We start from the raw sequence: 19,001 nt of genomic DNA, 5'->3' as shown, positions 1-19,001 counted from the left end.
GCTCGCCGATGAGCCGGGCGTTATGGCTTATAACCATCCCTGCTAGATGGACATCGATATAGTGAGTTTTGAGTTCTTAGTCACTTCTCTGGTTGTGGTTTTACTGCCGGGTACGGGGGTTCTCTTTACCGTATCGACAGGGCTGACGATGGGAAAACGGGCCAGTATTTTTGCGGCCCTGGGTTGTACTGCTGGAATTATTCCGCATCTGGTGGCCAGTATTTTTGGACTTGCCGCAATCCTTCATGCCAGCAGCGTTGCCTTTGAAGTCCTTAGGTATATGGGTGTGGCTTACCTAGCCTACCTTGCCTGGGCCATGTGGAAGGAATCCGGTGTGATTGCCCTGGACAATGCCCCGAAAGCCACCGGGGCGAGCAGGATCTTTGTCAGAGCCTTCCTCATCAACATATTGAATCCGAAGCTATCCATCTTCTTTCTGGCGTTCATCCCTCAGTTTGTCCCACCCGAGGCCGGCTCCGCTGTGTTAAGCATGTTGTTGCTCAGCGCCATCTTTATGGGCATGACCTTAGCGGTTTTCATCGTCTACGGTTTGTTTTCTGATTTTGTCCGCCACTACTTATCCGCATCGCCAACGCTGGTTCAGTGGATTCAACGAAGCTTCACTGGGGTGTTTGTGGCAATGGGTGTGAAACTGGCCATGGTGGAACGCTAATGCCCCCGATGAACGACCAATCCCGTGCAACCGCGGCTGACATCCCATGATGCTATCCCGCTTTCATCCTCAGTTGCTGACCCTGCGACTGCTGCCCCTGCAGCCACTGAAAGTGCTGGGCCTGTTGCCCCTAAGAATGCTGGGCCTGCTGCTGGCGCTGCTGCTTAGCGGCTGCGGTGAATCCAAGCTGGAGCCGCTGCCCGCTGACGCCACGATTCTGGCCTTTGGTGACAGCCTGACGGTGGGAGTCGGCACCCATTCGGCCAACAGCTATCCCAAAGTATTGGAGCAGTTGAGCGGTGTCAGCGTGATCAATGCCGGTGTCTCCGGAGAGACCACCGACCGGGGGCTGGCGCGGTTGCCGCAACTGCTGGATCAGACCCATCCCGATCTGTTGATTCTGATCGAAGGCGGCAACGATATTCTGCGCAACCATCCCGCGGCCCAGACCAAGGCCAACCTGAAAGCGATGATCCAGCTGGCCGATAATCGGGGAATCCCGACGGTGCTGATCGGGGTGCCGCAGAAATCACTGTTCTCCGATTCGGCGCCGTTCTATTCAGAGCTGGCCGAGGAGTATCAACTGGTGTTCGATGGCGAGGTGATTGCGGACCTGCTGCGCAGCCCGTCGCTGAAATCGGATCCGATCCACCTCAACCGCGAAGGTTATCGGCAGCTGGCGCAGTCGATCTTTGCCCTGCTGCAGGACGAAGGGGCGCTCTAGTCCGTTTCAACGGCAGCGCTGGGAAGCGGCTGGCAGAACACCCGGTTATCGACGAAGCCGCACTGCCAGTCGTTGCGATAGCCGCCACTGCCGGCGCTGCGAATTTCGACCTGCAGCAGATAGGGCAACTCATCAACCAGCCTGACCGATTCGATCGTGCCGTCGCGGGGATAGATCTGACCGCCGACAAAATCATCCAACGGAAACTGCGGACTGGCACCGCTGTAGAGGCGCACGCTGAAGGAGCCGAGACTGCGCGGCTCCCCCGGGCCTTCACTGATCACCACCACACGTCCATCACCCAGCGTCAGCTGCTTGACGAAGGTTTGCGGCGCTTCCGCCTGGGCGGTGGAAACCAGTACCGCACCGAACATCACTGCCGGTCGTAAAAGGGACGAAATTGCGTCTCGAAGGTTCAATGGTTGCTGCTCCCTGGCTCAGACAATCACAATCCGGGCAGACCCGACTATCGTCCTTAATGCCTGCCTTACTGCGGCAGCATAGTCCAACGGGATCGGGAGCGAAATGGTCGAGCTCAGTCCGGCAGCACCGCCGTCGCCATCGATCGGCCGGCATCGACCGGCACCAGGGTCTCGGCAAAGATCTCGGCGCAGCGCTGCCAGCTGTGGTTCTCGGCGTACTCGCGGCACTGTTGCCGCGGCACCTTCAGGGCCCGTTTGACCGCCAGCTCCAGATCGTCATCCAAGGCGCCGTTAACCCCCTCTTCGACCACATCGATCGGGCCACAGACCGGATAGGCCGCCACCGGTGTACCGCAGGCCATGGCTTCGAGCATCACCAGGCCGAAGGTGTCGGTCAGCGACGGGAACACGAACACATCGGCGCGACCGTACTCGTCGGCCAGCTCCTTGCCGTAGCGGAAGCCGGTAAAGACCACGTCGGGGTATTCGCGCTGCAGCTCCTTCATCGACGGGCCATCGCCGACCACCACTTTCTTGCCGAACAGCTGCAGGTCCAGAAACGCGCGTAGATTTTTCTCCACAGCCACCCGGCCGACATAGAGCAGCAACGGGTCATGGTAGGGGTGCTCGCGATCCTGCAGCGGCGCAAAGGCCTCCACATCGACGCCACGGCCCCAGACCCGCATATTGCTGAAGCCCTTGTCGGCCAGGTCCTCCATGCAGCTCTGGGTCGTAACCAGGGTGGTGCGGGCCGGACGATGGAACCAGCGCAGGAAGCGGTACCCCCAGCTGACCGGCACGATCGGCAGACGCTCGTTGATATATTCCGGAAAGCGGGTGTGCAGCGAGGTGGTGAACGGAATCTTGCGCTTCAGCAGCCAGCGACGGCCCCAACAGCCGATGGTCCCTTCGGTGGCGATATGGACGTAGTCCGGATCGATCTCCCGGTACAAGCGACCAAACTTCCACGGATTCCAGGCCATCCGGATTTCGGCATAGCCCGGCGTCGGCAGGGTTTTAAACAGACCGGGATGGATCACTTCGGTGCGGATACCGCTGGGTTCCAGCAGTTCCATAATCCGATTCAGCGTCGTCACCACCCCGTTGGTCTGGGGATACCAGGCGTCGGTAATGATCAGTAGCGTCTTCATCCCGCCTTGCGCCATGCTTTTGAACTCCGTTCTATGGATTGCCAGTCGATCAGTTGTATCTGCCCGTCGTCCAGCTCGACCAGGGCCGAACAGGACTCCACCCAGTCACCGCAGTTGAGGTACTCGATCTCGTCGATGGTGCGCATTTCCGGGTGGTGAATATGGCCGCAGACGACTCCGTGCAGCCCGCGCCGACGGCATTCATGGGCCAGAATCTCTTCGTAATCGGTGATGTAACTGACCGCCCGCTTGACCTTGTGCTTCAAAAACGCCGACAGCGACCAGTACTCGTAACCCAGCAACCGCCGCAGCTGGTTGTACCAGCGATTCACCACCAGCAGGCTTTCGTAGGCCACATCGCCCAGGTGGGCCACCCATTTGTGACAGCGCACCACGGTGTCGAATTGATCGCCGTGGATCACCAGCAGCTCGCGGCCATCGGCGGTCTGGTGGATCGCCTCGTTGGTCAGGGCGATATTACCGAAGCTCTCTTCGTCGTAACGACGCAGAAACTCGTCATGGTTGCCGATCACGTAGGTGACTCGGGTGCCTCGCTTGGCCAGGGTCAGAATGCGGCGGATCACGTTGGTATGGGATTGGGGCCAGTAGCCGCCCTTGCGCATCCGCCAGCCGTCGATGATATCGCCGACCAGATAGAGTTGATCGCAGCTGTTCTTTTTCAGGAAGCGCGCCAGCTTCTCCGCCTGACAACCCTTGGTACCCAGGTGGGTATCGGAGATCCAGATGGTGCGGTAGTGGGTGGCGGCGCGGTGGGTGGACGGTTCGCTCGGCTCGGCGTTTTCCGCCAATGATGAGGCGTCCACCAACGATGACATAATCGGATTCTGCATGGCTGGTCAGCCTAAGGCGCGCTTGTGTCGCCGGGATGACTCCGCCGTGACAACTTGATGACAGCCGCCGGAGAGCAGCATCGGCTAAGGCTTTAGCTGCCACTTTGCATGCCAACTGGCTGACGGCTTTTGATACACTGGCCCGAATTTGTGTCCGATAGCGGCCTTAATCCAATCGCAGCGACAGCCTTAGCCTATGACCGACCCGTCCTTTTCACGCAGTAACGGCGACACCGACAACCTGCATCCCGAACAGGATCAGGATCAGCTCTCGACCCAATACGCCGCCATCGACCTGGGCTCCAACAGCTTCCACCTGATCGTGGCGCGACAGGTTCAGGATGAGCTGCAGCCGATCGACCGGCTGGGTGAGAAGGTCCAGTTGGCCGCCGGCCTGGACGGCGACCGCCAGCTCAGCGAAGAGGCACAACAGCGCGGCATCGCCTGCCTGGAACGTTTTGCCCAGCGGGTCGCCGGTATCCCCCGCGAACAGATCCGTGTGGTCGGCACCAATACCCTGCGGGCCGCCCGCAACCGGATGGACTTTATCGAGCAGGCCGAGCAGTTGTTCGACTGCCCGGTAGAGGTGATCTCCGGTCGTGAAGAGGCCCGTCTGGTCTATCTGGGCGTGGCTCATTCGCTGGCCGATGACGACGAGCGCCGACTGGTGATCGACATCGGTGGCGGCAGCACCGAGATGATTATCGGTCAGCGCTTCTCACCGGTGGAGCTGGAGAGCCTGCACATGGGCTGCGTCTCCTACACCCGTCGTTATTTCGCCAACGGCAAGCTCAGCAACAAGAATTTCAAGCGCGCCATCCACGCCGCCCACCTGGAGCTGCTGACGCTGCGCAAGCGCTACCGCAAGCTCGGCTGGCAGGATGCGGTCGCCTCCTCCGGCACCGCCAAGGCGCTGCTGCGATTGTGCCAGTTCGATCCCACCGGCCCGCAGCATCTGACCCTGCTGAAGCTGAAGAAGCTGCAAGAGATGCTGCAGGATTTTAAAACCGTCGATGCGATCGAGTTCGAGCAGCTGAAACCACAGCGCGCCCGGGTGCTGCCCGGTGGTCTGGCGATCCTGATCGCGATCTTCGAAGCCTTGAAGATCAGCGAGCTGCGCTACTCCGACGGCGCCCTGCGGGAAGGCCTGCTGTACGATCTGGTCGGTCGCCGCCGCCACGAAGATGTGCGCGAACGCACCATCAGCGCGATGATGCAGCGCTACCATATCGACGGCGACCATGCCGCCGCGGTGGAGCAGACCGCCCTGCAATGCCTGGCTCAGACCCCGTTCGATACCGATCGCTACCGCAGCCTGATCAGCTGGGCTGCACGTCTGCACGAAGCCGGGCTGGCGATCTCCCACAGCCAGTTTCAGAAACATGGCGCCTACCTGATCGAGCACTCCGACCTGATGGGGTTCAGCCAGCGCGAACAACTGCAACTGGCGCTGCTGGTACGCGGACACCGGCGCAAACTGCCGCTGCTGGAGCTGGAGCGCTTCCGGCCGATGCGCCGCCAGGTGCTGCTGGCCCTGTGCACCATCCTGCGTCTGGCGGTGCTGCTGAATCAGACCCGCCTGCCGGAACAGGTACCCTCGTTTAAACTTAAATTCCGCGAAGACCGGATGAAGCTGAAGTTCCCGGAAGGCTGGCTCGATGAGCACCCGCTGACCCGAACCAACCTGGAACAGGAAGCCGATTATCTGCAGCAGATCGACTACCCGCTGTTGTTCAAATAGCCGTTGACCGCCGCTGGGGCCCGATAAACAAGGAGACGACTCGATGGAACAGATTCTGGTTTATTCCGACAGCCTGTCCTGGGGCATCATCCCCGGCACCCGTGGCCGACTCGCGTTTGAACAGCGCTGGCCCGGCGTGCTGGAGCAGAGCCTGATAAGCCAGGGTCGCTCGGTTCGGGTTATCGAAAACTGCCTCAACGGTCGCCGCACCGCCTGGGACGATCCGTTCAAACCCGGCCGTGACGGCTCCGACGGGCTGGCTCAGGTGATCGAGATGCACTCGCCGTTGAGCCTGGTGATTCTGATGCTGGGCAACAACGATTTCCAGAGCACCCACAGCCTCGATGCGGTGATGTCGGTCCAGGGCAACGCCAAGCTGATCAACACGATCCGCCAGGCCCCGATCGAACCGGGGATGCCGGTGCCGCCAATCCTGCTGGTGGCCCCACCGGTGATCAGGCAGCCCAAGGGCGCGATGGCGGACAAATTCGTCGGCGCCGCCGAGCGCAGTCGTGGCTTCAATCAGCAGCTGCAAAAGCTGGCGCAGGAACAGGACTGCCTGTTTTTCGACAGCAACCCGCTGATTCATGCCAGCCCGATCGACGGCATTCACCTCGACCAATCCGAGCACCAGAAGCTCGGCCTCACCCTGGCCGAGTTTATCGCCAAGGCACAGGGCTGAGCGCCCCCGGCTCTGACCGGGGAGGGACTCCCGGCTGGATTTGACCTGCAACAATTGCGCTCGATTTAACCCTCGAGCGTCCCCCTAAACGGCTTCGTCCGTTGCTAGAATCGCCGCTCACAAAATAACCACGCGATAGGTTCGACAGGGAGCGGGCGATGCAGCCGGACAATCTGATCAATTCTCTCGGCCGGGACCTGAAACAGCGTTTCGGCCACAAGGTCCATAAGCTGACTATCGATGCCGATTTCACCTGCCCCAACCGCGACGGTAGCCTGGGCCTGGGCGGCTGCACCTTCTGCAACAACGCCTCGTTCAGCGCCAAGACCAATACCCAGCTGAGCATTCGCGATCAGCTCGAAACCAGCAAACCGGGAATGCGGGCCAAGAAGTACCTGGCCTACTTCCAGGCCTACACCAACACCTACGCCGAAGTGGCGGTGCTGAAGCAGATGTACGAGGAGGCGCTGCAGGTCACCGATATCGTCGGCCTGTGCGTCGGCACCCGGCCGGACTGTGTTCCGGATTCGGCGCTGCAACTGCTGGCCGAATACCAGCAGCAAGGGGCCGAGGTGTGGCTGGAGCTGGGGCTTCAGAGCGCCTTCGATTCGACCCTGGAACGGATCAACCGCGGCCACGGTTTTGCCGCCTACCAGGACGCGGTCCGTCGAGCCCATCAGTATGGGCTCAAGGTCTGCACCCACCTGATTATCGGTTTGCCGGGGGAACAGCCGGAGCAAAGCCTGATCACCCTGGAGCGGGTGCTGCAGGAAGGCTGCGAAGGACTGAAACTGCATCCGCTGCATATCGTGCGCGGCAGTCAGATGGCGCGACAATGGAAACGGGGGGAGATCCAGGCACTGGAGATGGATGACTATATCCGTACCGCCGGCGAGATGATCCGCCGCACCCCCTGGGAGGTGGTGTTGCATCGGGTTACCGCCACCGCCCGTCGTCCCACCCTGCTGGCGCCGGACTGGTGCGACAACCGCTGGCCGTCGTACATGGGAATTCAGGATTATCTACAGCAGCACGGCGGTCAGGCCAGTGCGTTGGGACGCCCCAGCCTGATCCAGACCGCTTAAACCGGCTTCTTATACCGGCTTCTTATACCGGCTGACTTACTCCGGCTTACTTACTCCGGCTTACTTACTCCGGCTTAATAATTCATCCCGAACGCCTTGACCGGCTCGGCAATCCCCTTCAGTTCTATCCGACCGCAGGATTCGAACCGACAGCTATCGCGCTCTGCAAACTGTGCCGCGAAGGCTTCGGAGGTGATCAGCGGAAAGCCGTTGGTCTTGGTCAGCTCCTGCAATCGGGCCGCGCGGTTGACCGCGTTGCCCATCACGGTGAAGTCGAGCCGATCGATCGCGCCGACATTACCGTAGATCACCCGTCCCAGATCGAGCCCCAGGCCGTAGCGGATCTCGGGCATCCCCTCGGAACCAAGTTCCTCATTGGCTTCACGAACCAGCCGTTGGGCCATTTTGGCGGCCGCCAGCGCATCCCAACACGCCTGTTGCGGGGTACGACTCTCGTCGGCGGGGAAGATAATCAGCATCGCATCGCCGATAAAGCGCATGATCTCGCCGCCATGTTCGCTGACCGCGGCTTTGATCTTCTCGAAATAGCAGTTGAGCAGTTTCAACAGCTGCGGCGGAGGTAATTGCTCGCTGATGGCGGTGAAGTTACGCAGATCGCTGTACCAGAGCGCCGATTCGATCACCTCGCCGTCACCGCGCTGTACCTGTCCATCCAGTACCCGCTGACCCGATCGCGGCCCCAGGTAGGTGTTCAACAACGCCTTGGCGGAGCTGTCCAGCGACAGCACTTCCATCACCGGGGCCAGATAGCGGCTGAGCTTTTCCAGCTGCGCCAACGCCTGCTCGCTGAAACCGGCGTCGTTGTCGGTGGCCAGGATAAAAACGGTATAGCTGTCGCTGTGGACCTGATACATCGGATACGCGACATAGTCGCGGATGCCGTCATCATAGAGATCCCGTAGCAGGCTGTGGCCCTGCTTGGTTTTCTCGACACTGTCGAGTCGATAACGGATCGGTCGACCCGTGTTTTGCACGTACTCAACCGGGCTGCCGAGATAGTCGTCCGACTGCTGGATACTGTGGGGCGGTCGATACTCATCAACCAGGTTCTGGTCCCGCCACCAGGTAAAACTGCTGCCGCTGACCAACGGGTGTAGGGTTCGCAGACTCAGTCGGATCCGAGCCACGGAACAACCGCTGGCCAACAGCTGCTGGCCCAGTTGTTCGGTCAATTCACCAGGGCATCGCAGCCGACGCCCCTCCCCCATCAACCACTCAAGAATCGGTTCGACCGACCAGTCGGCATGGTGCATGGATTACCTCAAAGAAAAAAACGTTAGGGACCGCCCGGGCGTACCAGCGCAGTCCTGTTCAGGATATCAGCCCCGATATGGACAACAGTCCGGGAACTCTGTTCCTGTATGACGAACGCTTATAGATAAGGACAATCAGCAGTAATTCAAACTATAGGACAACCGACGAAGCAGAATAATTTTTTGAGGAAGATCAAAATATCTGCCTGACTAAACCCTAATTTCTCAAATCCGCAGAAATAACTGACATAGATCAACGAAAGCCTAGGTGAAAAGGCGTCAAATCCTCCTGCGACTCACCCAAAGCTGACCACCCTTCGGCTTGAGTCTGGTCTCCGATGAGCCGCACGGATGTTATAGAGCCTCAAAATCGGAATGCTTTAACCATGGCTAACTTATTGATTATTTTACTGGGCTACAGCCTGTTTCTGTTACTGGTCGGCACCGTGCTGATCTTTTCCTGGTACGCCGAAAAACTCGATCCGGATAATGAACTCCCGGATTCCATCTTGGATGAGTTCTTTCCCGAACGGCAGCGCCGCAAACAGCAGCAAGCTGACACCGAACCTTCGATGCTGCCCCACGCGGCATAACCCGCTTTCAGTCGATCCGGGCCTCCTTATTTAAGGAAGCCCGGATCAACCTCCACCCGCTAAACGCCCTAACGCCGCCCCAGGTGGTGAGCCAACAAGCCGATCAACAAGCCCCAGAAAGCACTGCCGATTCCCATCAGGCTGATACCGGACGCGGTGATCAGAAAGCAGAGCAACGCCGCCTCTCGCCCCTCTTCCTGCGCCAGCGAGCCTGCCAGGCTGTTACCGATGGTACCCAACAGCGCCAACCCGGCGATCGCCATCACCAGTTCGGACGGAAAGGTATCGAACAGCACCACCACGGCGGTGCTGAACAGCCCGGTCAACAGATAGAAGATCCCGGCCCAGACCGATGCCATGTAACGCTGCTGCGGGTTTTCTCCGGCGTCGCGCCCCATACAGATCGCTGCCGTGATCGCCGCCAGGTTGAAGGCAAAGCCGCCGAACGGTGCCAGCACCAAACCGGTCACGCCGGTCCAACCCACCGGCCCCGAAGCCGACAACGGATAACCGTTGGCCCGCAGCACCGCTACGCCGGGGACATTCTGCGACGCCATGGTGACGATAAACAGTGGAATTCCGACCCCGATCAACGCCTGCAGATTAAATTCCGGGCTGACCCAGACCGGTTCGGCCGGCACCCAGGGCAACGGCTGCCACTGCAACAACTGCTGCTGCATCGCCACCAACACGCCAACTAGCAGGGTTAACGGAATGCCGTAGCGCGGTAACCAGCGCCGCAGCAATAGGTAAGCCAACAGCATCGATCCCACCAGCAGGGTCTGCTGTTGTAGCCCCTCGAACAGCGCCAATCCAAACGGCAACAGCACCCCGGCCAGCATCGCCGCCGCCAGCGACTGCGGCACCAACCGCATCAAACGCTCGAACCAGCCGCTCAGCCCGCAGACGGTGATCAGCAGCGAGCTGAACAGAAACACCCCGATCGCCTGGGACAACGAGAAGTCCCCCAGCCCGGTCACCAGCAAGGCCGCGCCCGGCGTCGACCAGGCCGTCAGCACCGGGGTGCGGTAATACAGCGACAGCCCGATACTGGTCACCCCCATGCCAATCCCCAGGGCCCAGAGCCAGGAGCCGATCTGGGCCTGGCTGGCACCGGCCGCCTCGGCCGCCTGAAAGATGATCACCACCGAACTGGTATAACCGACCAGCACCGCCACCAGGCCGGCCGACAGATACGACAGACTGAAAAACCGGGCCATAGGCTTGCCCCCCACTTAACTCAAGTAACCGCGTAACCGAACGTTGTTCGTAACCGAAACAGTTGTGCGCTATAACGCACAATGTGGACAAGCCTAGCACCGTGCGCTATAACGCACAACAATCGACAACCACTTAACCGGAGCAGCCCGAGCGCTAATGAGTCACACTGAACAACCGCCGGAACAGAATTTGGGTCATAACCTACGTCAGCTGCGCAAAGAGCGCGGCTGGAGTCTCGACCGCGCCGCCGGCGAAACCGGGGTCAGCAAGGCGATGCTGGGACAGATCGAACGGGGCGAGTCGAGCCCGACCCTGGCCACACTTTGGAAGCTGGCCGGTGGTTTTCACCGCTCGATGTCGAGCCTGATCGAACCGGCGACAGGCCAGACCGGTAAAGTCCGCTCGGCCAGTCAACTGCGGCAACAGCCGACTCAGGATCAGATGCTGGTGGCGCCGCTGTTTCCGTTTGACCCCCAGTTCGGTTTCGAACTGTTCGAACTGACCCTGTTGCCCGGTTACCAGCGCGAGTCCGAACCCCACGAGCCCGGCGTCACCGAACATGTGATGGTGATCGAAGGTACGATGGAGCTGTTGCTGGAGGGACAATGGCGCCCGCTGCAACAGGGCGAGGCTATCCGTTTTGCCGCCGACCGACCCCACGGCTACCGCAATCTGGGCGACAAACCGGCGGTGTTTCATAACCTGATTCATTACCCGCCAGCGTGATGCTGGCCAATCGGTTCCTCGTCGAAAACGTTTCTCCGATGATCCGGTTCTGCTCTAATAGCCCACAGCCGTTTCAACCAGCATCGCCGTAGCCACCGAGCCCCCTGTACCATGCCGACAGCCAAACCCCATGTCTCCACCCAGCAGGTGATCGAATACCTGAGTCGGCATATCCGCAGCGGTGAATGGTCAGCCGAATCCAAGCTGCCCTCCGAACGCGGCATCAGTGAGCAGTTACAAACCTCCAGGGTCACGGTTCGCGAGGCGCTGAAACGGTTGGAGTCCGACGGCCTGATCTACCGCTCCAACCGGCGCGGTTGGTTCGTCACCTCCCCCAAGCTCAATTACGATCCGAGCCGGGACAGTCATTTCGCCGAATACGCCCTGGAGCAGGGCTTCACCCCCTTCACCCGGGAGCTTTCACGCCGTGCCGTCTGCGCCGATAACGAGCAAGCGACTGATCTGCAAGTCGCCGAGAACAGTCCGCTGGTGGTGCTGGATCGGTTGCGCGGGATCGACGGTCGACCGCTCTACCTGGAGCAGATTCTGCTTCGCTCCGATCTGTTTGACGAGCTGCTGCACCAGCCGCTGGATCAGTCGCTGACCCAACTGTGGCGGCAACATTACCGGCAGCGTTTCAGCCAGGTTAAGATCGATATCAGCATCGCCAGTCTCAACGCCGACCAGGCCCAACTGCTGCAGGCACCGGTCGGTGGCAGCTGCTTTCTAATCCGGCGCCGCACCTTCAACCAGGATGGCATCCTGATCGAGTACGACCGCGAGTACTGGCGTCACGACGCCCTCAATATCCAGTTCAGCCAGCACCGTTAAAGTACGGTTTCCCTCGGCTTACAAAACAACCCAGCTCAGCGTTATCCAGGGCCAACCCTAACCCCTGCTTGTTCACTGTCACCAAACTTTCATCCTGTGGCTCCAATCGGACCGGTAAACTGGTATATACCAGATTTAATGTTTTGTCCTATAGTGCAATCAAGCTTCAGGAACACGAGCCATGAACCGCGACCCTTACCTATTAACGCCCGGACCGATCACCACCTCCCTGACCGTCAAGCAGGCGATGCTGCACGACTGGGGATCCTGGGATGCCGACTTCAATGCCGTCACCGGCGAGGTCTGCCGACGCCTGCTGGTCGAAGCCAACGCCGAAGCCAGCCACCAATGCATCCCGCTGCAGGGCAGCGGCACCTACGCGGTCGAGGCGACCCTGGCCACGCTGGTTCCCACCGACGGCAAGCTGTTGATCCTGATGAACGGCGCCTACGGACAGCGGATGGCCAAAATCTGCGACTACATCGGCCGTCGCTACTGCAGCCTCGACAAGGGCGACTACCTGCCGCCGCTGCCCCACGAGGTTGAATCAATCCTGGCCGACGATCCGGCGATCACCCATGTGGCTGTGGTCCACTGCGAGACCAGTTCCGGTATTCTCAACCCCGTCGAGCAGATTGCCGAGGTGGTAGCCCGCGCCGGACGCCGTCTGATTATCGATTCGATGAGTGCGTTCGGCGCCCTGCCGATCGATGCCCAAACCCTGCCGTTCGATGCTCTAGTGTCATCGGCCAACAAATGCTTCGAAGGGGTGCCCGGCTTCGGCTTTGCACTGATCCAGAACGACGCTCTGGCGGCGGCCAAGGGCCAGGCCCACTCGCTAAGCCTGGACCTGTACGAACAGTGGCAATATATGCAGCGCACCGGCCAGTGGCGCTTCACCCCGCCGACCCACTGCGTGGCAGCTTTTCTGAAGGCCCTGGACGAACACGCCGACGAGGGCGGCAGCACGGGACGACTGGCCCGTTACCAGCGCAACCGCGACCGCCTGGTCGCCGGCATGCGGGCCCGCGGCTTCGCCACCCTGCTCGAAGACCAGTGGCTGTCACCGATCATCGTCACCTTCCTGGCCCCACAGCACCCTAATTTCGAGTTCAAGCGCTTCTACGATCTGCTCAAGGCGCAGGGCTACATCATCTACCCGGGCAAGCTGACCGAAGCCGACAGCTTCCGCATCGGCTGCATCGGCAAGCTGTTCGATCCCCAGATCGACGAGTTGCTGCAGGTGATGGATCAGGTTCTGAACAGGATGGAGATCCCGATGGATCAGGCCGTCGCTTAAAGGAATCCCGACGACAGCGACAACAACGCATCAACCAACCCGAATTAAACTGACATTAATCAAAGGAAAAACCGATGGCATTTACTTACAAGCGTTTCTACACCGGTCCGGTACAGGCAGTGGTCTTTGACTGGGCCGGCACCGTGGTCGACTACGGTTCGATCGCCCCGATCGACGGTTTCTGCATGCTGTTCGAGCGCAACGGCGTACCGATCACCCACACCGAGGCCCGCGGCCCGATGGGCACCGAGAAGCGCGAGCACATCAGCCAGCTGCTGGCGATGCCCCGCATCCGTCAGGCCTGGACCGAGCTGCACGGCAGCGAGCCCACCGAGGCCGACATCGACCGTCTGTACCAGGAATTCATCCCGATTCAGGTCGAAGCGATCGACAAGCGCGCCGGCTTGATCCCCGGTGCCCGTGAAACCTTCGACTACCTGGTCGAGCGCGGCATCAAGGTCGGCGGCAACACCGGCTACAGCCAGGATATGATCGAAGGCCTGGTGGCCCGCGCCGCCGACGAGGGCTACCGCCCCCAGAGCATCGTCGCCGCCACCGACGTCCCCCGAGGTCGTCCGTTCCCGCACATGACTCTGAAGAACCTGATCGAGCTGGAAGTGGAAAACCTGCACGCCTGCGTCAAGGTGGACGACACCCTGCCGGGCATCGATGAGGGCCTCAACGCCGGTCTGTGGACCGTCGGTATCGCCGTTTCCGGCAACGAAGTGGGGATGGAGCTGGCCGACTGGCAGGCCCTGCCCGCCGCCGAACAGGACCGTCTGCGCGAACAGGCCAGTGAACGCTTCCGCCGCGCCGGTGCCCACTACGTAATCGACTCGGTCGCCGACCTGCCGGAAGTGATCGAAGATATCGAGCTACGCCTGGCTGCCGGCGAGCAGCCCTGAGTCAAGCTCAACTGAGCTGACGCGACGCGAAGGGGCCCTGTCCGGTAAACAACCGGGCCAGGCCCCTTTTATGCTTTTCGATTAACCGCCGGTTCCGGCCCATGACCACCTCCACCCTGCTACTGATCCTGGCCTCCGCCGTTCTGCATGCCAGCTGGAACCTGATCGGCAAAAAAAGCGCCCAAAGTGTCGCCTTTTACGCCTGGGCGATGGCGGCGGGAATGCTGATCTTCTCACCGCTGGCGATCTCGGTGCTGCCCTACCTGCCACAACTGAACCCCGAATTCTGGGGGCTGCTACTGCTGTCAGGCCTGTTCCAGGCACTGTATCTGACCGGACTGGCGCAGGCTTACCGCCACGGTAATCTCGGACTGGTCTACCCGCTGGCCCGGGCTCTGCCGGTCTTACTGGTGCCCTTGGCGGTGCTGCTGATCTATGGCCAGACCCGACTCGATACCGGCGACGGTTTGGGGATGCTGATGATCGCCGGCGGCGCCCTCGGCCTGCCGCTGGCACGCTGGCGTGAACTCAGGCTACAGCACTACTGCACCCCGGCCATCGGCTGGGTGCTATTGGCGGCCGCCTCCACCGCCGGTTATTCCCTCACCGACAGCGCCGCGGTACAGCACCTCAACCGGGTGGGTCTGAGCGCCTTTGAAGCCGGTAGCAGCTTCGTGGTCCTGCAGGCCGGTTGCTGCCTGCTGTGGCTGGTGCCGATCATCCACCTGCTGCTGCGGCAACCCCTGACACCGACACAGCCCCGGATGATCTGGTTGGCCGGTAGCTTTGTGATCGGTACCTACCTGCTGATCCTGACCAGCATGACGCTGGTGGACGAGGTCAGCTACGTGGTGGCGCTACGCCAGGCCAGCATACCGATCGGGGTGCTGATCGGCGTCTTCTGGCTCGGTGAGCCGCTGAGTCGCCCGCGCCTGACCGGGCTGCTGTTGATGCTTGCCGGGTTGTTGATGGTGGCCCTTTGAGCCCCAGCCCCGCCAAGGCTCAAAAACAACACTTCAATGACAAGCCATAACCCCGGCTTATAGGGCAAACCTTAATCCCGCGACTGTCATCAAAATATCTTTGATCGGTACCAATTGTTTCACAGTGCTTCCCTAACCTTGGCAGCTATCAAGTCAAGGCGTGCCCGGCACTGATCGGATCGGGCAGCCTGGAAACAGTAGGTTGTCATGTCCGATAAAGTGATTCTGGTGGTGCTGGACGGTCTCGGTTACCAAACCGCCGAACAGTGCATGGGCTTTCTGCAGGCCCTCAAGGCTCAGGGAAGCGCCACCCTCTACAAGCTCGAATGCGAACTGCCGTCGATGTCACGGCCCCTGTACGAGACCATCCTGACCGGTACAACCCCGATTCAGAACGGCATCGTTCATAACCAGATCACCCGCAACAGCAACCAGAGCAGCGTCTTCAGCCTGGCCCGCCAGGCCGGACTGACCACCGCCGCCGCGGCCTACCACTGGGTCAGCGAACTCTATAACCGAACGCCTTACGATGCGGTTCGGGATCGGTTCACCGACGACACCAGCCTCAATATTCAACACGGCTGTTTCTATCACCAGGATCACTATCCGGACGATCACCTGTTCCTGGACGCCGAGTGGCTGCGCCGTCGCTACGATCCGGATTTCCTGCTGGTTCATCCGATGAATATCGATGACGCCGGCCACCGCGATGGGCTGGACAGTGCCCGCTATCGCAACAGCGCCCGTCACGCCGACGCCGCTCTGTCACACCACCTGCCGGGCTGGATCGAAGCCGGTTACCAGGTACTGATCACCGCCGACCATGGCATGAACGACGACCGCAGCCACGGCGGCATCTTGCCGGAAGAGCGCGAAGTGCCGCTGTTTGTCCTGGGCGAGGGCTTCAGCCATGACGCCGGCTGTGCGCCCCGTCAGATCGAACTCTGCGGCCTGGTCTGTGAGCTGCTGGGACTAGAGCAGCACGGCAAGCCGGTCACCGAAGGCATGTTACGTGAATTCGAGGTGCGTTATGCCGCTGGCCATCTTTGATCTGGACGAAACCCTGGTCAGCGGCGATTGCTCGTCGCGTTTCTGCGAATACCTGCAACGAACCGGTTTGGTCGAAGGTAACGATTTCATCCAACGCGAGCGCGAACTGATGGACGACTACCATCACCAGCGGCTGTCGATGGCGGACTATATCGAGTTCCTGCTGGCACCGCTGGCCGGTCTCAGCGTCACCCAGGTCGACGCGCTGATGCCGGCCTTCGTCGAACGCTGGATCCGTCCACGGATCTACCCCCAGGCGCTAAGCACCCTGATGGAGCACCGTCGCGCCGGTGACCGGATCCTGATTATCTCCGCCTCGGCCGAATTTATCGTCCGCGCCGTGGCCCAGGATCTGGGCGTCGATGATGTGCTGGCGATCGACCTGGAGCAGACCGACCAGCAGCGCTACGACGGTCGCATCCGCGGCATTCCCAGTTACCGAGAAGGCAAGGTGCAGCGTCTGCAGCAATGGATCAGCCAACAGGGAGAGTCCCTGGCCGGCGCCACCTTCTACAGCGATTCCATCAATGACCGGCCCCTGATGGAGCTGGTCGATCATCCGGTCGCCACCAATCCCGACCCCCTGCTGGCCGAACTGGCCTGCCAGCGCGGCTGGGCGGTGCTCGACTGGACCCAATTGCAACAACCCAAGCAAGCCTCAGCCGTTGTACCCCAACTTTCCACCTACACAGGAACCTGAAGATGTCGAACAAACTGATCCTTAGCGCCGCAGCCGTTCTGGCCTCTGCGTTATCCGCGCAGACCGCACTGGCAGCCTGCCCCGTTGTTGCCGGTCCGGACGCCGGTGGCGCCTATCCGCACCTGTTCGAAAAGAGCGAATTCGAAAAGCAGTACAACTGCGCGCTGGATTTCTCCCAGAATCCGGCCATCGAAGCGCTCAATGGTCGTATCGCGGGTAACCCGGAACTGATGCCGCTGGCCAAGCGTCTGCCGCAGGAGCCTCTGGTTATTGCACCCTATAAGACCATCGGGGTTTACGGCGGCGTCCTCAGCGGTATCTCCAAAGCGACGGAATCAGGCACCTCGGACCTGCTGGCCGTGCGCCACGTGAACCTGGTTCGCTTCAGCGACGATCTGTCCACCGTGGTACCCAACGTGGCGAAGTCCTGGGAGTGGAACGATGATTTCACGGTACTGAAAGTGATGCTGCGTAAGGGCCATAAATGGTCTGACGGGCAAGACTTTACCGCCGAAGATGTGGCGTTTTGGTACAACAACCTGGTGATGGATAAGAACGTTATCGAGAAGCCGAAAGAGCGCTTCCTGTCCGCCGGCAAAGGCGTCAAGGTTGAAGCCCTGGATGCGACCACCGTTCAGTTCAGCATGAACGAGCCGGCACCGGGCTTCCTGGATAACTTCGCGCAGGATTACGCCCAGCCGTTCCAGCCCAAGCACCTGCTGTCCAAGTTCCACCCGGAATTCAACCAAGACGCTGACAAGTTGGCCAAGTCGCTGGGCTTCGAAAGCGGTTACGACGTGGTTAACTTCTACTACGGTCAATCCGACTGGAAAGACATCCCGACGCCGCTGCTGAAGGATGCCACGGCATCTGAGCGTCTGGTGAAAGCGGGCTTCACCGCCATCGCGCCGACGCTGGAATCTCACCTGGTGGTTGAAGAGTCCCTGGAGGGCCGTCGCCTGGTCGCCAACCCCTACTTCTTCCAGGTTGATACCGCCGGTAACCAGCTGCCTTACATCAGCGAGATCAAAGAAGTTTATATCGGTGATGAGGACATTCAGACCGCCAAGATGATTGCCGGTGAAGTGACCTATAAGGCCCAGGCGGTTAACCTGCCTCAGGCGCCGGTTCTGCTGGAAAACAAAGACCAGGGCCAGTACGAAGTTGCCCTGCGTCCGACGATCTCAATGATGAGCTTCGCCTTTAACCTGACCGATAAGGACCAGGAAAAGCGTGCGGTATTCAACGACGTTAACTTCCGTCGTGCGATGTCGGTAGCGATCAACCGTGATCAGATCAACGAGATTGCGTTCTTCGGACTGGGCAAGCCGACTCAGTACACCGCGTTTGATGCCGACACCACCCCGTTCATCACCGAAGAGCTGAAGACCGCCTACACCCAGTACGATCCGAAACTGGCCGCCAAACTGCTGGACAAAGCCGGTGTGGTGGATAAGAACGGTGACGGCCTGCGCGATCTGCCTTCCGGCAAGAAGTTCGAGCTGACCATCAACTTCACCACCCAGGGTGTCTCCACCGAAGTGGCTGAAATTGTCGCCAAAGGCTGGACCGACGCCGGCGTCAAGACCGTCATCAAAGAGGTGACCTCCGACGAGTACCGCAACACCCAGTCAGCCAACGATTACAGCGTGGTGAACTGGAGTTCCGGTCGCCCGCTGGCCACGATCGCATCCAACATCGAAACCCTGGTCCCGCCTTACGGCAGCTTCTTCGACCTGCGTACCGGCCTGCAGTGGGCTCAGTACCTGGACTCTGAAGGCAAGGAAGGCGTTAAGCCGCCGCAGACCGTTTACGAGATGAAGAAGCTGACCGACCGCTTCGTGACCCTGAAAGCCGGTTCTGAAGCGTCCAACAAGCTCGGCCTGGAGATCGCCAAGCGGGTTGTTGATGACCTGTTCATCATCGGCACGGTTAAAGCGGTATCTCCGGTCTACTACAGCAACCAGCTGGGTAACTTCGAACTGCCGAAAACCTCCTCTTACGAGTTCTACCGCATGTATCCGTACATGCCGACTCAGTGGTTTATCGGCAAGGAAGGTATTGCCAAGAACTGATCATGGCATCAGCT

19 protein-coding genes are annotated in these 19,001 nt (G+C 60.3%); 14 read left to right on the top strand and 5 right to left on the bottom strand.

Annotated features, from left to right (window positions below):
- The first annotated feature begins 46 nt into the window (after positions 1-46).
- Positions 47-673 carry a LysE family translocator gene (locus tag ACO05M_RS06545; protein WP_421869140.1) on the top strand — a complete coding sequence of 209 codons (627 nt, stop codon included), beginning with the start codon at positions 47-49 and terminating at the stop codon, positions 671-673.
- Between the two features lie 46 nt (positions 674-719).
- Entirely contained in the window at positions 720-1,397 is a 678-nt protein-coding gene (locus ACO05M_RS06540) for an arylesterase (protein WP_421869137.1), read from the top strand.
- Here ACO05M_RS06540 and ACO05M_RS06535 read toward each other — a convergent pair.
- From ACO05M_RS06535 to ACO05M_RS06525, 3 genes are all read right to left on the bottom strand, one after another.
- A complete protein-coding gene (locus tag ACO05M_RS06535; RefSeq protein ID WP_421869135.1) occupies positions 1,394-1,771 on the bottom strand; it encodes a PliI family lysozyme inhibitor of I-type lysozyme in 378 nt (125 codons plus the stop codon). The two genes, ACO05M_RS06540 and ACO05M_RS06535, sit on opposite strands and share 4 nt — an antisense overlap.
- Positions 1,772-1,932: 161 nt before the next feature.
- On the bottom strand, positions 1,933-2,985 hold the full coding sequence (locus ACO05M_RS06530; RefSeq protein WP_421869132.1) for a glycosyltransferase family 4 protein: 1,053 nt from the start codon (positions 2,983-2,985) through the stop codon (positions 1,933-1,935).
- Positions 2,967-3,821: a UDP-2,3-diacylglucosamine diphosphatase gene (locus tag ACO05M_RS06525; RefSeq protein WP_421869129.1), complete on the bottom strand. Its 855-nt coding sequence runs from the start codon at positions 3,819-3,821 to the stop codon at positions 2,967-2,969. The genes ACO05M_RS06530 and ACO05M_RS06525 overlap by 19 nt, the downstream gene beginning before the upstream one ends.
- Positions 3,822-4,017: 196 nt before the next feature.
- On the opposite strand from ACO05M_RS06525, the gene ppx reads away from it, so the two are divergent.
- The 3 genes from ppx to ACO05M_RS06510 all read left to right on the top strand — a co-directional run bounded on the left by ppx (position 4,018) and on the right by ACO05M_RS06510 (position 7,329).
- Complete coding sequence (gene ppx / locus ACO05M_RS06520; protein WP_421869126.1) at positions 4,018-5,562, top strand: exopolyphosphatase; 1,545 nt, start codon at positions 4,018-4,020, stop codon at positions 5,560-5,562.
- Between the two features lie 43 nt (positions 5,563-5,605).
- Positions 5,606-6,244 carry an SGNH/GDSL hydrolase family protein gene (locus ACO05M_RS06515; RefSeq protein ID WP_421869123.1) on the top strand — a complete coding sequence of 213 codons (639 nt, stop codon included), beginning with the start codon at positions 5,606-5,608 and terminating at the stop codon, positions 6,242-6,244.
- Between the two features lie 158 nt (positions 6,245-6,402).
- Entirely contained in the window at positions 6,403-7,329 is a 927-nt protein-coding gene (locus tag ACO05M_RS06510; RefSeq protein ID WP_421869120.1) for a TIGR01212 family radical SAM protein, read from the top strand.
- Positions 7,330-7,403: 74 nt separating this feature from the next.
- Here the strand turns inward: ACO05M_RS06510 and ACO05M_RS06505 are convergent, their stop codons facing one another.
- Positions 7,404-8,603 (bottom strand): adenylate/guanylate cyclase domain-containing protein, encoded by a 1,200-nt coding sequence (locus ACO05M_RS06505; RefSeq protein ID WP_421869117.1) that lies wholly within the window; start codon positions 8,601-8,603, stop codon positions 7,404-7,406.
- 386 nt (positions 8,604-8,989) lie between these two features.
- Here ACO05M_RS06505 and ACO05M_RS06500 point away from each other — a divergent pair, with 386 nt between their 5' ends.
- Positions 8,990-9,196, top strand: coding sequence for a hypothetical protein (locus ACO05M_RS06500; RefSeq protein WP_421869114.1), 207 nt, complete (start codon positions 8,990-8,992; stop codon positions 9,194-9,196).
- A gap of 68 nt (positions 9,197-9,264) precedes the next feature.
- On the opposite strand, the gene ACO05M_RS06495 is transcribed toward ACO05M_RS06500, so the two are convergent.
- Positions 9,265-10,416 carry a benzoate/H(+) symporter BenE family transporter gene (locus tag ACO05M_RS06495; RefSeq protein WP_421869111.1) on the bottom strand — a complete coding sequence of 384 codons (1,152 nt, stop codon included), beginning with the start codon at positions 10,414-10,416 and terminating at the stop codon, positions 9,265-9,267.
- A 157-nt stretch (positions 10,417-10,573) separates the two neighbouring features.
- Here ACO05M_RS06495 and ACO05M_RS06490 point away from each other — a divergent pair, with 157 nt between their 5' ends.
- The 8 genes from ACO05M_RS06490 to ACO05M_RS06455 all read left to right on the top strand — a co-directional run bounded on the left by ACO05M_RS06490 (position 10,574) and on the right by ACO05M_RS06455 (position 18,987).
- Positions 10,574-11,143, top strand: a complete 570-nt coding sequence (locus ACO05M_RS06490) for a helix-turn-helix domain-containing protein (protein WP_421869108.1) — start codon at positions 10,574-10,576, stop codon at positions 11,141-11,143.
- Between the two features lie 111 nt (positions 11,144-11,254).
- A complete protein-coding gene (locus ACO05M_RS06485; RefSeq protein WP_421869105.1) occupies positions 11,255-11,974 on the top strand; it encodes a GntR family transcriptional regulator in 720 nt (239 codons plus the stop codon).
- A 181-nt stretch (positions 11,975-12,155) separates the two neighbouring features.
- Positions 12,156-13,274 carry a 2-aminoethylphosphonate--pyruvate transaminase gene (locus tag ACO05M_RS06480; protein ID WP_421869102.1) on the top strand — a complete coding sequence of 373 codons (1,119 nt, stop codon included), beginning with the start codon at positions 12,156-12,158 and terminating at the stop codon, positions 13,272-13,274.
- 74 nt (positions 13,275-13,348) lie between these two features.
- A complete protein-coding gene (phnX, locus tag ACO05M_RS06475; RefSeq protein ID WP_421869099.1) occupies positions 13,349-14,179 on the top strand; it encodes a phosphonoacetaldehyde hydrolase in 831 nt (276 codons plus the stop codon).
- A 101-nt stretch (positions 14,180-14,280) separates the two neighbouring features.
- On the top strand, positions 14,281-15,162 hold the full coding sequence (locus ACO05M_RS06470) for a hypothetical protein (protein WP_421869096.1): 882 nt from the start codon (positions 14,281-14,283) through the stop codon (positions 15,160-15,162).
- Between the two features lie 207 nt (positions 15,163-15,369).
- The gene (locus ACO05M_RS06465) at positions 15,370-16,212 is read left to right on the top strand and encodes an alkaline phosphatase family protein (protein WP_421869093.1); all 843 of its coding nucleotides are present in this window, start codon (positions 15,370-15,372) and stop codon (positions 16,210-16,212) included.
- A complete protein-coding gene (locus ACO05M_RS06460) occupies positions 16,193-16,912 on the top strand; it encodes an HAD family hydrolase (protein WP_421869090.1) in 720 nt (239 codons plus the stop codon). The genes ACO05M_RS06465 and ACO05M_RS06460 overlap by 20 nt, the downstream gene beginning before the upstream one ends.
- Positions 16,913-16,914: 2 nt before the next feature.
- The gene (locus ACO05M_RS06455; protein WP_421869088.1) at positions 16,915-18,987 is read left to right on the top strand and encodes an ABC transporter substrate-binding protein; all 2,073 of its coding nucleotides are present in this window, start codon (positions 16,915-16,917) and stop codon (positions 18,985-18,987) included.
- Positions 18,988-19,001 lie beyond the last annotated feature (14 nt).

Source organism: Motiliproteus sp. (assembly GCF_965230735.1).
GTDB lineage: Bacteria > Pseudomonadota > Gammaproteobacteria > Pseudomonadales > Balneatricaceae > Motiliproteus.
This window is presented reverse-complemented; position numbering and strand designations above follow the sequence as displayed.